The organism is Neisseria sp. P0006.S009 (assembly GCF_051962915.1).
Classification (GTDB): domain Bacteria; phylum Pseudomonadota; class Gammaproteobacteria; order Burkholderiales; family Neisseriaceae; genus Neisseria; species Neisseria subflava_E.
This window is the reverse complement of the sequence record NZ_JBQCUV010000001.1, coordinates 574549-589403: the sequence shown is the minus strand read 5'-3', so window position 1 is coordinate 589403 and position 14855 is coordinate 574549. Positions and strand designations below refer to the sequence as shown.

Sequence of the window (14855 nt, the reverse complement as noted above, 5' to 3'; positions counted from 1 at the left end):
CTATTTTAATAACTTATTGATTTTATGATATAATTTAAAAATTATTAGAATAAATATCTCTCATTCTGTAATAGTTTGAGAAGGCATACGGAAACGTTTCCCTCTTTATCAATCGGCAGCCCGTTTGTTCTTCAAATATGCGCTGTATCAACTACGGAACCGATATGAAATTCAAACAATTCATTCAAAACAAATCTTCTTTCAACCCAAGCGTGGTCGGTATTACGCTTTTCTTCGTCCTTTTGCTTTTGTCAGCTGCTTTGGTTTGGCCTCAAAATACTGAGGCTTTGTTAAATGCCATGAAGCAGTTTATTTTTCAAAATGTCAGTTGGTTTTACATTCTGACTTTCTCTGTATTCCTTATTTTCTTATTGGCGCTTCCCATCAGCAGCTTCGGCAGTATCAGGCTGGGTACAAACGAGGACGAACCTGAGTTTTCGTTTTTATCATGGCTGGCCATGCTGTTTGCGGCCGGTATGGGCGTGGGCTTAATGTTTTTCGGGGTGGCCGAGCCTTTATCGCATTTCTCTTCCCCGATTGCCAAAGGCAATGCGCAAGAGGCGATTCTGCATACGGTGTTCCACTGGGGGATTCATGCCTGGGCAATCTACGGAATCATTGCGCTTGCCTTGGCGTATTTCGGTTTCCGCTATAAATTGCCGCTGGCGTTGCGCTCCTGCTTTTATCCGATTTTAAAAGACAAAATCAACGGCAAAATGGGCGATGCCATCGATGTGATGGCTTTGATTGCGACTTTGTTCGGTATTATCACAACCTTGGGATTTGGCGCGGCACAAATGGGTTCCGGTTTGTTGAAGATGGGCTGGGTGCAGGACAACAGCTATGTCTTGCAGGTCGGCATTATCGTTGTTGTGATGGCGATTGCCATATTTTCCGCAACTTCGGGCGTGGGCAAAGGCGTCAAAATTTTGAGTGAAACCAACTTGGTATTGGCACTGTCATTGCTGTTGTTTGTCTTGTTGAGTATGCCGACGACGTATTTGATTTTCGCATTCAGCGACAATTTGGGCACTTATCTGAGTAACTTCGTTTCGTTCAGCTTTAAGTCATATACCTACGAGCCTGAGCATACAAAATGGTTTACCGGCTGGACGGTGTTGTATTGGGCTTGGTGGTGTTCATGGTCGCCTTTTGTCGGTTTGTTCATTGCCCGAATCTCACGAGGCAGGACCATCCGCGAATTTATTTTTGGCGTATTGGCAGTGCCTAGCCTGATGAGTATTTTGTGGTTTACCGTATTTGGCAATTCGGCCCTGTGGCTGGACACGCATGTGGCAAACGGCGCCTTGTCTGCCTTGACCAACGAGCCTGAAAAACTGTTGTTTGCCTTTTTGAATTATTTGCCATGGCCGGTCGTCAGCAGCTTGGTGGCATTGCTGGTGATTGCGCTGTTTTTTATCACTTCTGCCGACTCGGGCATTTATGTGCTGAACAATATTGCTTCGCGCGATAAAGGGCTGGCTTCGCCTAAGTGGCAATCGGTTATGTGGGGTGTGTTGATTTCGGCTGTGGCTATTGTGTTGTTGGGTGCCGGCGGTTTGCCTATTTTGCAAACTATGACCCTGATTGCGTCTCTGCCGTTTGCGGTGTTGATGATTTTTATGATGGTTTCTTTGTGGAAAGCCCTGAACAACGATGCCAACTATTTTGCAACCGCCGTCAATCCGAGCAGTATTTTCTGGTCGGGCGATCATTGGAGGGAACGCCTTGGCCAAATGATGAATCAGACGCAGGAAGTCGATATCATCAAATTTATGAAAAATACGGCGCTTCCGGCAATGCAGGAATTGAAAAACGAATTGACCGAAAAATACAATATGGACGTAGAAATCCGTTGCCTGTTGCAACAGGATGAGCCGTCGGTGGAGCTGGTGGTGCATAAAGGGACGGTAAGGGATTTTGTCTATGGGATTAAATCCGTAAAGCGGGAAATTACCGACCAGTTGATTCGTGAAGACAGCCTGCCTCATTTCAAATATGCGGCAACGTTCATACCGTTGACGTATTTTTCGGATGGGCGCGATGGATACGATGTGCAATATATGACGCAAAAAGAATTGATTGCCGATATGCTCAAGCAGTATGAGCGTTATCTGAATCTGCTTGCAGGAGTAGGGCAGGAATTGATGGGGCATGAACAAGTAGAGCTGGCAGAGTAAAATAAATTTAGGCCGTCTGAACATGTAGCAATATTCAGACGGCCTTTTTATTGCCTGATTAAAAAATAATTTGTTTAAAATAAATATCTTAGATAAATTATAAGAAAAATCTGATTCAAACTATAAAAAATCTTAGTTATAATCAGTTTATCTAAAGCTATTCCGCATGGGTGCGGGTGATTTACTAAGGAATACTGCAATGCTGTTGGCACTTTCTTTGCGTGATTTTGTCATTGTTGAAAACCTGAATCTTGATTTTCAAAACGGCTTTACCGTATTGACGGGCGAGACCGGCGCAGGCAAATCGATTACTCTGGATGCGATTGGCCTGTTATTGGGCGATAAAGCCGATTACAGCCAAGTGCGCAGCGGCGCCAAAGAAGCGCAGTTGTCGGCTTTGTTCGATATCAGTAGTTTGCCTGAACTGAAAGCGCAGCTGCAGGAGCAAGGCTTTTTGGAAGAAGATGCGGAAGAGCTCAGCATCCGCCGTATTATCGATGCCAAGGGTAAAAGCCGCAGTTATATCAATAATCAGGCAGCAACATTGGCGCAGCTGAAAGCCATCGGCGAGCAGTTAATCGATATTCACGGCCAAAATGCCCATCATTCGTTGAATCAAGAATCCGCGCAACGCGAGTTGTTGGACGCATTTGCCAGCAGCAAAGAGCAGGCGGAAACAGTCAAACAGCTTTATCAAAATTGGGTCAATGCAAAAAAGGCACTGCAAGAAGCGCAAGAGCAGGCAGAAACCATGGCCATCGAGCGCGAGCGTTTGGAATGGCAGTTTAATGAATTAAACCAATTGGAGCTCAAACCCAACGAATGGGAAACCTTAAGCCAAAGCCACGACAGCCTGGCGCATTCGGCCGAGTTGCTGCAAACCGCTGAGCAGGTGGGCGAAAGCATAGACGGCGACAACGGCATCCAACGTCAAATCTACCAATGCCAAAAACTGCTGGGCAATCTGCAAAACATTGAGCCGCGCTTTGCCGAAAGCCTGAATATGTTGGCAAGTATTGAGGCCGAGTTGGGTGAAATCAGTGCCAATATGCGTGATGTGGCCGGTCGCAGCGACATCGATCCTAATGAATTGGCCGCACAAGAAAGCCGTATGGGCGAATTGATGAGCATGGCGCGGAAATACCGCATTGAGCCGGAAGAGTTGCCGAAAAAGCTGGCAGAAATCGACGAACGACTGCAAAACCTGCACGCTGCTGCCGATTTGGAAGCCTTGGAAAATACAGTCGCACGCAATCTTGCCGAATACCATGAAGCCGCGCATATCCTCTCTGCCATGCGCCATCAGGCAGCCGGCCGTTTGGGCGAAGAAACAACCGAGCATATGCAACATTTAGCCATGAAGGGCGCACGTTTTGACATCGTCTTGTTGCCGTCTTCGCCGACCGCACATGGGCTGGAGCAGGTGCAATTCCAGGTAGCGGCGAATAAAGGCAATCCGTCCCGTCCTTTGAACAAAGTCGCTTCCGGTGGCGAATTGGCGCGTATCAGCTTGGCTTTGCAAGTGGTTGCCAGCCAATACACGCAAGTGCCGACATTGATTTTTGACGAAGTGGATACCGGTATTGGTGGCGGCGTTGCTGAAATGGTCGGTAAAGCTTTGCGTGCCTTAGGTAAAAAACATCAAGTCTTGGCGGTAACCCATCTTCCTCAAGTCGCCTCTTGCGGTGAAAACCATTGGCAGGTGCGCAAGCATAGCGAAGGCGAACAAACTGTCAGCGAAATCAGCGTCTTGAACCATCATCAGCGCATTGAGGAAATCGCGCGTATGCTGGGTGGCGAAATCATTACCGATACCACACGCAGCCATGCCGCCGAACTCTTGCATTTAGCAGCTGCCTAAAAGCCTCAAGGCCGTCTGAAAATAGGATTCAGACGGCCTTTACTATATTTTGCCACCTTTTCAGGCAGGCAGAATACAAGGTATGATTATATCGTCTGTTTACAAGGAAATTTTGATGAAAGTCCTGTTTATCGCCGATCCGATGGCAAGTTTTAAAACCTATAAAGACACTACTTACGCCATGATGCGTGAAATGGCAAAGCGCGGTTGGCAGCTTTTTCATACCTTGAGTGGAGAATTGTCCGTCCGTGAAGGCTGGGTAGTGGCTCAGGCAGCGGCATTTGAGTTTGTCGGTGCGAAGAACGATGACGATCATGAATGGTTTAAAGCAGAGGTAAAAGTTCAGACGGCCTTGAAAGACTTCGATGCGGTCATTATGCGCACTGATCCGCCGTTTGATATGCAATATCTGTACGCGACCCAGTTTTTGACGTTGGCAGAGCAGCAGGGGGCAAAAGTATTTAACAGCGGGCAGGCAATGCGCGATTTCAATGAAAAATTGGCGATTTTGAACTTCAGCCAGTTTACCGCGCCGACTTTGGTTACCACACGTTCCGCCGATGTCCGTGCCTTTTTGAAAGAACACGGCGACATCATCATCAAACCGTTGGACGGCATGGGCGGTATGGGCATTTTCCGCCTAACCGAATCCGACCCCAATATCGGCAGTATTTTGGAAACCCTGATGCAGCTTGATTCACGCACCATCATGGCGCAACGTTATATTCCTGAAATCGTACATGGCGACAAGCGCATTCTGATTATCGGTGGGGAAGTTGTTCCGTATGCTTTGGCGCGTATTCCGCAAAACGGCGAAACGCGCGGCAACTTGGCTGCCGGCGGCCGCGGCGTGGCACAGGAATTGAGCGAGCGCGACCGTGAGATTGCAGAAACCCTTGCGCCTGAATTGAAGCGTCGCGGTATTTTGCTTGCCGGTTTGGATGTCATCGGCAGCAACCTGACCGAAGTCAATGTAACCAGCCCGACCGGCTTCCAAGAAATCATGAAGCAAAAAGATTTCGACGTTGCCGCCATGTTTGCAGATGCCGTAGCATCTTGGGCAAAACAATAAACCCAAAGGCCGTCTGAAAATTGACCCGACCGTTTCTTTTCAGACGGCCTTTTTATGTTGAGAATATGATGGAACCATCTTCCTACGCATCTGAAAAAAAAGGTAAAAACGGCATTAAGCGCATCATCAATGCGTTTGGTTATTCCAAAGACGGACTGGCTGCCGCGTATCGTTATGAAAGCGCATTTCGCCAAGTTTTTTGGCTGAACCTGATTTTAATTTTTTTGGCTTTGTTCCTTGGTTTCGGCCCGGTCACCAAAATGGTGCTTGTTGTCGCATCGTTTATTTCATTGATTACCGAATTGTTTAATACCGCCGTCGAAGCAGCCGTTGACCATACTTCTACTGAAAAACACGAGCTGGCCAAGCGTGCCAAAGATGCCGGCTCGGCCGCGCAATTGATGGCTTTGTTCATGTTATTTATTGTTTGGATTATTGCATTAACTGCTTAAAAATGTGGTAATATGGTAATTCGTTAGGATTAGATAGTATTAATTAATCTATATCAAAGTTTTCAGACGGCCTTTGGTTGTAAGATGAAGACTGTATATCCCAGCCATTTGGCAAACACAAGGAGCAAAACATGAAAAAATTAATGGCAACCCTGATTCTGGCAGGCTTGGCAACTTCCGTATCTGCAGCCGGTATCCATATTGAAGACGGTTGGGCCCGTGCTACTGTCGAAGGTATGAAAATGGGTGGCGCATTCATGAAAATCCAAAACGATGAAGCCAAACAAGACTTCTTGGTAGGCGGCAGCAGCCCTGTTGCAGAACGCGTTGAAGTACACACCCATATTAACGACAACGGTGTTATGCGTATGCGCGAAGTTAAAGGCGGCGTGCCTTTGGCTGCAAAAGGCGTAACCGAGCTGAAACCAGGCAGCTACCACGTTATGTTCATGGGTCTGAAAAAACAATTGAAAGAAGGCGAAAAAGTGCCTGTAACCCTGAAATTCAAAAACGCCAAACCTCAAACTGTCGAGCTGGAAGTAAAAACCGCACCACAATCCGGTATGGATCACGGTCACGACCACGGTGCTCACGGTGGCGCGCATCAGCACTAATTGCTTGAATTTGCATATAAAGGCCGTCTGAAAGTCATTGGGCTTTCAGACGGCCTTTTCTGTCGTCAAATCAAAATGTGCTAAAATCACGCTTTAAAAAATGCATTTGAAACCCACATTCCGCTCATGAATACTACCAACACACCAGCAAACATCATCGTCGGCCTTTCCGGCGGCGTCGATTCATCCGTTACCGCGGCCCTGCTCAAACAGCAAGGCCATCAAATCAGCGGCGTGTTCATGCAGAACTGGGAAGATGACGACAACGACGAATATTGCAGCATCAAACAAGATTCCTTTGATGCCATTGCCGTTGCCGATATCATCGGCATCGACATCGACATCGTCAATTTTGCCGCGCAATATAAAGACAACGTATTTGCCTATTTTCTCAAAGAATACAGCGCAGGCCGCACGCCAAACCCGGATGTCTTGTGCAATGCCGAAATTAAATTCAAATGCTTTTTGGACTATGCCATAGAGCAGGGCGCCGATACCATTGCCACCGGACACTATGCCCGAAAAGAAGTTCGCAACGGCGTGCATTACCTGCTCAAAGGCTTGGATCAAAACAAAGACCAAAGCTATTTCCTATACCGCCTCAAGCCTTTCCAACTCGAGCGCGCGATTTTTCCATTAGGCGAGTTGGAGAAGCCTGAAGTCCGCCGTCTTGCCGAAGAATTCAAATTACCGACCGCAACCAAAAAAGACAGTACCGGCATTTGCTTTATCGGCGAACGCCCGTTCCGCGAATTTCTGCAAAAATACCTGCCGACCAATAATGGCAAAATGGTTACCCCTGAAGGCAAAGTAGTCGGCGAACACGTCGGCTTGATGTTTTACACGTTGGGCCAACGCAAAGGCTTGGGTATCGGCGGCGCAGGCGAACCATGGTTTGTTGCGGCCAAGGATTTGACCAAAAACGAACTGATTGTCGTCCAAGGCCATGACCATCCTTTGCTTTATACGCAAAGCCTGATTATGAACGATTTGAGTTTCACATTGCCCGAACGCCCGAAAGAAGGCCGCTATACCTGCAAAACGCGCTACCGTATGGCTGACGCGCCTTGTACGTTGCGTTATTTAGATGATGAAACCATCGAGCTTGTCTTTGACGAGCCGCAGTGGGCAGTAACCCCAGGCCAATCTGCGGTACTGTACGACGGCGATGTGTGCTTGGGCGGCGGTATCATCATGTCCACCGACAAGCCTGTCATTATTACTGCTTAATAAAAGGGCCGTCTGAAAACGAAGCGGCAGATTGAATAAAGCCTTTCAGACGGCCTTGATTTCAAAAAACGACTAAAACAAAGACTGATCAATATGGAAAAACTCTGGCTCAAAAGCTACGAACAAGGCGTAAACCCTGAAATCGATATTTCTCAATACAGCTCCATCAGCGACGTATTCCGTCAAAGTGTTGAGAAATTCTCGGATAAACCTGCTTTTCAAAACATGGGCAAAACGCTGACTTATGCCGAAGTGGGCAAGTTGGCGACTGATTTTGCGTCTTACCTGCAAAACGTATTGAAACTGCCGCGCGGTGAGCGTGTGGCAATTATGATGCCGAACGTTTTGCAATATCCGATTGCACTTTTCGGTATTTTGCAGGCAGGTTTGGTGGCAGTGAATACGAATCCGCTTTATACGCCGCGCGAGTTGGAGCATCAGTTGAAAGACAGCGGCGCGACAACGATTGTCGTGTTGGAGAACTTTGCCAATACGCTGGAGCTGGTGTTGCCGCGTACGCAAATCAAACATGTGATTGTCGCGTCGGTCGGCGAGATGTTCGGCATGATTAAAGGCGCGTTGATGAACTTTGTCATCCGCAAAGTAAAAAAAATGGTGCCGGAATACCGCATTCCCAATACCGTGACTTTTCAGACGGCCTTGAAGCAAGGTGCGGCAAATGCGTTCAAACCAGTCGAGTTGACGCGCGACGATACTGCCTTGCTGCAATATACAGGCGGTACAACCGGTTTGGCGAAAGGCGCCGTCCTCAGTCACGGCAATATCTGCGCCAATATGTTGCAGGCAAAAGAATGGATTAAAAACAGCCTGCACGAAGGCAAAGAAACGGTTATTGCCGCGTTGCCGCTTTATCATATCTTTGCCTTGACGGTAAACCTGATGATCTTTGCGAATACCGGTTCTAAAATCATCCTGATTACCAATCCGCGCGATATGAAGGGGTTTATCGGTGAATTGAAAAAAGAACCGATTAGCGTGTTCATCGGTGTGAATACCCTGTTTAATGCGATGGTTAACCGTCCGGATTTCGCCGAAGTCGATTTTTCCCGTTTGAAGCTGACTTTGGGCGGCGGTATGGCAACGCAAAAAGCCGTAGCGGAAAAATGGAAAAAAATCACCGGTACGCCGATTGTGGAAGCTTACGGTTTGACCGAAGCCAGCCCAGGCGTATGTTGCAATCCTTTGAATATCGAGGCTTACAGCGGCGGTATCGGTTTGCCGGTTCCTTCGACTGAAGTCGAATTACGTGATGCGGACGGCAAAGAAGTGCCTATCGGACAGCCGGGCGAATTGTGGGTACGCGGTCCGCAAGTGATGAAAGGCTATTGGAACCGTCCTGAAGAAACCGCCAAAGCAATCGATGCACGCGGCTTTTTAGAGACCGGTGACATTGCCGTGATGGATGAAAAAGGCTGGCTGAAGCTGGTGGACCGCAAAAAAGATTTGATTGTGGTATCCGGTTTCAATGTATATCCGAACGAAATCGAAGAAGTGGTGGCCAGCAACGACAAAGTCTTGGAAGTTGCCTGTATCGGCGTGGCAAGCGAGAAAACCGGCGAAGCGATTAAGGTCTTCGTCGTACGCAAAGATCCGTCTTTGACCAAGGAAGAACTGATCGATTTCTGCCGTAAAGAGCTGACTGCTTATAAAGTGCCGAAAGACATCGAATTCCGCGACGAGTTGCCAAAATCCAACGTTGGCAAAATCCTGCGCCGCGAGTTGCGCTGATATATAGAATTAGTATGATAAGGCCGTCTGAAAACGCTGTTTTCAGACGGCCTGAAGCTTTTGCCGTTTGCCAGAATATGCTGCTTCAAGTTAAAATCACACATTCCAACATGGGTATCACATCATGACTAAATTCATTTTCGTAACCGGCGGCGTTGTATCTTCTTTGGGTAAAGGTATCGCCGCCGCTTCTATTGCTACTATTCTCGAGTCGCGTGGCTTGAACGTGACCATGCTTAAGCTTGACCCGTATATCAACGTTGACCCGGGTACCATGAGCCCGTTTCAACACGGCGAAGTATTCGTAACCGATGACGGCGCGGAAACCGACCTCGACCTCGGTCACTATGAGCGTTTCATCAACGCCACCATGACCCGCCGCAACAGCTTCAGTACCGGCCAAGTCTATGAAAACGTGATTGCCAAAGAGCGTCGCGGCGACTATTTGGGCGGTACCGTACAAGTGATTCCGCACATTACCGATGAAATTAAACGCCGTATCCATGAAGGCGCGGCCGGTTATGATGTGGCGATTGTCGAAATCGGTGGTACAGTCGGCGATATCGAATCGTTGCCTTTTTTGGAAGCCATCCGCCAAATGCGCAGCCAGCTCGGCCGCAACAATACATTGTTTGCCCACCTGAGCTATGTTCCTTACATTGCCGCCGCCGGCGAAATCAAAACCAAACCAACCCAGCATACCGTTAAAGAAATGTTGAGCATCGGTTTGCAACCTGACATCCTGATCTGCCGTATGGACAGAGAAATGCCTGCGGACGAGCGCCGTAAGATTGCTTTGTTCTGTAACGTTGAAGAACGTGCCATCGTGGGCAGCTACGATGTGGACAGCATCTACGAATGCCCTGAAATGCTGCACAACCAAGGCATCGACAGCATTATTACCGAGCAGTTGCAGCTGAATGTCAAACAAGCCGATTTGACCGAATGGAAGAAAATCGTTCATGCGATTCAAAATCCGAAACATACCGTCAAAATTGCGATGGTCGGTAAATACGTTGATTTGACCGAGTCCTACAAATCATTGATCGAAGCCCTGAAACACGCTGGTATTCACACTGAAACCGACGTACAAATTACCTTTGTCGACAGCGAAAGCATCGAGAAGGGCAATGGCGACGTTTCCATGCTCAAAGACATGGACGCGATTTTGGTGCCGGGTGGCTTCGGTTCACGCGGCGTAGAAGGCAAAATTGCCGCCGTACGCTATGCGCGTGAAAACAACGTACCATACTTGGGCATCTGCTTGGGCATGCAAATTGCCCTGATCGAATACGCCCGCGATGTTGCAGGCTTGAAAGGTGCGAACTCTACCGAGTTTGACTTGAAATGCGCCGCGCCTGTCGTTGCCCTGATTGACGAATGGCAAACTGCCGATGGCAGCGTAGAAACCCGTGACGAATCTGCCGATTTGGGCGGCACCATGCGTCTGGGTGCACAAGAAGTTGACCTCAAACCGGGCAGCCTTGCCGCAAAAATCTACGGCAGCGAACATATCCGCGAACGCCATCGCCACCGCTACGAAGTTAACAACAACTATGTTCCTCAGTTGGAAAAAGCCGGTTTGGTCATCGGCGGCGTATCCTCAGGCCGCGAGCGTTTGGTTGAAACCATCGAATTGCCAAATCATCCTTGGTTCTTCGCGTGTCAGTTCCATCCGGAATTTACTTCCAATCCGCGCAAAGGCCATCCTTTGTTCAGTGCGTTTGTGAAAGCCGCGTTGGGTAACAAAAAAGCCTGATTGATGTGATTGAAAAAGCACCCGTTATCCGGGTGTTTTTTTGTTTTCAGACGGCCTTAGAAGTTATTTGTCTTCATTGACTTCGCGGTCGTTCAAAGGTTGTACGGGACGGTTGTTTTCGCCGCCGATAATGTCGCGCATGGCTTTAAACTGCGCCGCATCTGCCTGAACCGGAGTTTTTAAGACAACCCAAGTCACGTTTTCGCTGCAAGGCGGCGTTGTCAGGGAGCCTTTCAGTTGGAAGGACTTGCTATCTTTAGGCAGCAGGGCTTGGATATTCAAGTTTTTCAACGTTACGGATTCGCCTGCTTTCAGTTTTTTAGCAGTGAGTGCAGACAAGGCAGGGTTGTTTTTGCCCGGTTTAAATACAGAGCCGATGACCGCCAAAGTACCGTCTTCGGCTTGATGGACGAAATGCGCTTCCATCGGGAAATGTTTGCCTTTGAAAGTATGTTCGCTCGGCGTATGGAAGTGGAATTGTTTGAAGGTATAGGTTTTACCGTTAATCACGATGGTTTGAGCCTTGCCTTGCGGCGTAGCTTGAAGGGTATGGCCGTTATTTTCTACTTTGTAGTCGGCGACGTTGTAACGGTATGCCGGTTGTTTGCCTTTTACTGTTTTTGTCGTGGAGAAGTCCACTGGAGATTGCTGTTTGCCTGTTTTGCAGACAGCAAAGTCTTCACTCAAATCGCCCCAGTGTGCAGCATCGTTTTCACCTGTGTAAGACCAATGTGCATGATGGGTTTCGGCGGATACCGTTGCAGTAGAGACAGCCATTAGCAAAGATAAAAAGAGATGTTTGTTCAACATAAGGGCTCCTGTTTATTTATATTAGGTAAAAGAAAAAATTTATACCAAATAAATTATTGATATAAAAAAACTTCTTCATAAGAAGAAAGTTAATGATAGTGGCAATTTGGGAATGTTGAGTTGATATATGGCAAACATTTATCAAGCAATCATTTTTGATTAAATGATTGCAATAAGAGGGATGATTGTCCTTGCAGTAACTTTGAATGGGAGAGGCCGTCTGAAATTTCTTTCAGACGGCCTGTTTTATTTGAAAATGTTGTAAAAAGTCTAAACTCTAATGAATAAAAGTGCTTATCAAGATGAAAGTAGTTGTTTGTAGCGTTGGAAAACATTAATATTGCTAAACGTGTTTTCACGAGATTTTAACTTTGTTTTGGAGAGAATAATGAAAAAATCGATTATCGCTTTGGTTATTGCCGGTTTGCCGCTGGCTGCATCTGCAGAAGTGATTCTGTATGGTCAAATCAAAAGCAGCGTGACCGTCGGTCAGGTCAAAATCAAAGGTGACGCAGGTTCTGAAACCAGCTCTACCGCAACCAGCATCAATGACAATACCTCCCGTATCGGTTTCAAAGGCAGCGAGAACTTGGGCGGCGATTTGAAAGCCATCTGGCAAGTTGAACAAAAAACGGCCATTACCGGCGGTTCCCAAGGTTTTGCCACTCGTGATTCCTTCATCGGCCTGCAAGGTAACTTCGGTAAGATTCGCGCCGGTAAACTCAGCAATATGCTGAACGAAATGGACACCATCGATCCATGGATGTACAAAACCAATGCCGCAGGCTTGGGCATCTTTACCCGTACCGGCAACCGCAACGCCGCTGTACGCTACGACAGCCCGGATTTCGGCGGATTCAAATTCAACGTGTCTTACGCACCGCGCGACAACCGCAATCCTTCAGACAAATACACGCACACCAAACCGGCCAAAGACCAATACACCGGCGGCGTGAGCTTCTCTAAAAACGGCTTTACTGCCAATGCGGCTTACGGCCACTACAACGGCGCGTACACCGACAATTCAGGCAAAGTCAAAGCGGCACAAATTGCCAAAGTTGAAACTTATTACGACAAAGACAATCTCTTTGTCGGCGGCGGCGTACACTATGCCAAAGGTCATGAGACAGGCAACGAATATTTAGGTTATTTCACCGATGGTTTTAATCAGTACAAGGGTAGTGACATTACTGTCGATTCAGGCAAATCTGAAGCCGTGAAAGTGGTTGATGCAGCGGTAACTGTCGGCTACAAATTCGGCAACGTGACCCCACGCATTACTTACGCACACGGCTGGCCTGCCCAGGGCGTGAACAGCGGCGAGAAATTGGTGGATAAATTCGACCAAGTCGTTGTCGGCGGCCAATACACCTTCAGCAAACGCACCGGCATCAATGCCCAACTGGCGTATCTGAAAGTCGGCAACAAAACCCGTCTGACTGCAGCCAACAAAGGCGGCGTTGAACAAAAAGCCGCTTCTGTGGGCCTGTATCACAAATTCTAAGCCGTCTTGAAAGACAAGGCCGTCTGAAAAATTTCAGACGGCCTTTTTCTTGATTAAAGCAGTTTATTTGTCGTGGTTGGTCAGTGTTGTGCCGTGACGGCCACCACGTTCTTTCAAACGTTGTACCAAGCCTTCAACCGTTGTCGGCATACCGTCGATACAGAATGCCTGATACAGGGCGGTGTGCAGGGCATCGTTGCGGCTGAACGCATTGCCGATCAGCTTCCAATCGCCTTTACGCGGCTCGATCCAGCGGTGGTTTACTGTGTCGCCGTAAGCGAATACTTTGTAAGATGAACGCTTGTCGTTGCTGTAAGTAAAGGACGTGCGGGCGCAATAGAGGCCTTCGACGGAGAGGTTGTCGTAGCCTTTGTCGGAGCGCACGTTCAAGACGTAGCGGATGCTGTTGTCAGGCGCAGGCATGATTTGCAGGCTGCTGAGCAGGATTTTGGGCTGCTTGCCGTAGGTTTCGTTGACATAGAGGTCGAACCAATCGCCCGATTGGGTATCGGGCAAGGGCGGCAACTCGGCTTTGTGTTCTTTAAATTCGCGTGCGGCAACTTCTTCAGGGCTTTCCTGATAACGCGTGTTGGTCAGCGTATCCTTTTGGCTGAAACCCAAAGCAAATGCTTGAGTTGCGGCAAGGCTGAGAGCGAGAAGGGCAAAACGGCGCATAGACAGCTCCAAAGTGAAAAACGGCTTTATTTTATGGGCTTGCAGGGTGGGGTGCAAGTAAGTGCGGTATAATTGACGTTAATTCTAATTAATATGACGAGTTTTCATCATGAATACACAAACTCTGGATGTCATCGGTTTGAAATGCCCTCTGCCGATTTTGCGTGCCAAAAAAGCTTTGGCGCAAATGCAGGAAGGCGAAGTGCTGACCGTATTGGCTACTGATGGCGGCGCGCCCGGCGATTTTGAAGCGTTTTGCCGTCAGACCGGACATGTCTTGTTGGAATCGAGCGAGGCCGACGGCGTGTTCAAGCTGGTGTTGAAACATAAATAAAGGCCGTCTGAAATGTCTAAAGCCGTCGCATTGTCTCTCGCTGTATTGGCTGTCTGCCTCAGTGCATGCGGCAATGAAGGCGTTTCGCCGCAGAACGCTGCCGATTATGCCCAAAATGTAACCGACTTGTTCCGCCAAAGCTGCGTGGCCGCAGACGGCGATGCCGCCCTTGTCGGCGAGTTTGCCAATGCCAACAAACTGGTTTTATTGTCGAAAAAAGATATTGCCGATTTGCCTGCCGGAATGATGGATTTGGAGGCATTAAGCATTTGGAAGAAAACGGAAAACGGCGCAGATTATTATTTGAACCTGACTGAAGACAGTTGCAGCGTGCGCACGGCTAAAGCCGATGACCATCTGATTTTTAAACAATTTTTGGCTTTGGCAGAAAATCCGCCACAAGGTTTGAACGCTGAGTTGCGTGCCGATAATTTGGCGGAAACCCCATTGCCTATGCGTCAGATTTCCTACGCATGGCGCGCGTCCGGTAGTCCGAAAGAAACCTTGCTGACCGTTAAAATAACGTCATCCGAGCATTTTCCAGTACAGGCTGTTTTTTATTTGACCCATCATTCTTACGACAATAAGGCCGCCGTTTTACCTTAGATCAGTTGA

At 48.0% G+C, this 14855-nt stretch carries 13 protein-coding genes; 11 read left to right on the top strand and 2 right to left on the bottom strand.

Features of this window, described 5'->3' with window-relative positions; all coding sequences use genetic code 11:
- The first annotated feature begins 164 nt into the window (after positions 1-164).
- The 8 genes from ACTHTK_RS02820 to ACTHTK_RS02785 all read left to right on the top strand — a co-directional run bounded on the left by ACTHTK_RS02820 (position 165) and on the right by ACTHTK_RS02785 (position 10917).
- Positions 165-2180 carry a BCCT family transporter gene (locus ACTHTK_RS02820; protein ID WP_107723529.1) on the top strand — a complete coding sequence of 672 codons (2016 nt, stop codon included), beginning with the start codon at positions 165-167 and terminating at the stop codon, positions 2178-2180.
- Positions 2181-2379: 199 nt separating this feature from the next.
- Complete coding sequence (recN, locus tag ACTHTK_RS02815; protein ID WP_107723528.1) at positions 2380-4041, top strand: DNA repair protein RecN; 1662 nt, start codon at positions 2380-2382, stop codon at positions 4039-4041.
- A gap of 115 nt (positions 4042-4156) precedes the next feature.
- Entirely contained in the window at positions 4157-5113 is a 957-nt protein-coding gene (gshB, locus tag ACTHTK_RS02810) for a glutathione synthase (protein ID WP_107723527.1), read from the top strand.
- A gap of 68 nt (positions 5114-5181) precedes the next feature.
- Positions 5182-5565, top strand: coding sequence for a diacylglycerol kinase (locus ACTHTK_RS02805; RefSeq protein ID WP_107723526.1), 384 nt, complete (start codon positions 5182-5184; stop codon positions 5563-5565).
- A gap of 131 nt (positions 5566-5696) precedes the next feature.
- Positions 5697-6179, top strand: a complete 483-nt coding sequence (locus ACTHTK_RS02800) for a copper chaperone PCu(A)C (RefSeq protein ID WP_049348010.1) — start codon at positions 5697-5699, stop codon at positions 6177-6179.
- A gap of 126 nt (positions 6180-6305) precedes the next feature.
- Positions 6306-7409: a tRNA 2-thiouridine(34) synthase MnmA gene (gene mnmA, locus ACTHTK_RS02795; protein ID WP_107723525.1), complete on the top strand. Its 1104-nt coding sequence runs from the start codon at positions 6306-6308 to the stop codon at positions 7407-7409.
- 93 nt (positions 7410-7502) lie between these two features.
- Entirely contained in the window at positions 7503-9158 is a 1656-nt protein-coding gene (locus ACTHTK_RS02790; protein WP_107723524.1) for an AMP-binding protein, read from the top strand.
- A 124-nt stretch (positions 9159-9282) separates the two neighbouring features.
- The gene (locus ACTHTK_RS02785) at positions 9283-10917 is read left to right on the top strand and encodes a CTP synthase (RefSeq protein WP_107723523.1); all 1635 of its coding nucleotides are present in this window, start codon (positions 9283-9285) and stop codon (positions 10915-10917) included.
- A gap of 63 nt (positions 10918-10980) precedes the next feature.
- On the opposite strand, the gene ACTHTK_RS02780 is transcribed toward ACTHTK_RS02785, so the two are convergent.
- Complete coding sequence (locus ACTHTK_RS02780) at positions 10981-11727, bottom strand: carbonic anhydrase (protein ID WP_070607861.1); 747 nt, start codon at positions 11725-11727, stop codon at positions 10981-10983.
- A 388-nt stretch (positions 11728-12115) separates the two neighbouring features.
- Between ACTHTK_RS02780 and ACTHTK_RS02775 the strand changes: the two genes are divergently transcribed.
- Entirely contained in the window at positions 12116-13231 is a 1116-nt protein-coding gene (locus ACTHTK_RS02775) for a porin (RefSeq protein ID WP_107723521.1), read from the top strand.
- Positions 13232-13294: 63 nt separating this feature from the next.
- Here the strand turns inward: ACTHTK_RS02775 and ACTHTK_RS02770 are convergent, their stop codons facing one another.
- Positions 13295-13906 carry a CNP1-like family protein gene (locus tag ACTHTK_RS02770; protein WP_063067910.1) on the bottom strand — a complete coding sequence of 204 codons (612 nt, stop codon included), beginning with the start codon at positions 13904-13906 and terminating at the stop codon, positions 13295-13297.
- A 109-nt stretch (positions 13907-14015) separates the two neighbouring features.
- Here ACTHTK_RS02770 and ACTHTK_RS02765 point away from each other — a divergent pair, with 109 nt between their 5' ends.
- Positions 14016-14240 carry a sulfurtransferase TusA family protein gene (locus tag ACTHTK_RS02765; protein ID WP_003681929.1) on the top strand — a complete coding sequence of 75 codons (225 nt, stop codon included), beginning with the start codon at positions 14016-14018 and terminating at the stop codon, positions 14238-14240.
- A gap of 12 nt (positions 14241-14252) precedes the next feature.
- Positions 14253-14846 (top strand): NMCC_0638 family (lipo)protein, encoded by a 594-nt coding sequence (locus ACTHTK_RS02760; RefSeq protein WP_107723520.1) that lies wholly within the window; start codon positions 14253-14255, stop codon positions 14844-14846.
- Positions 14847-14855: the final 9 nt, after the last annotated feature.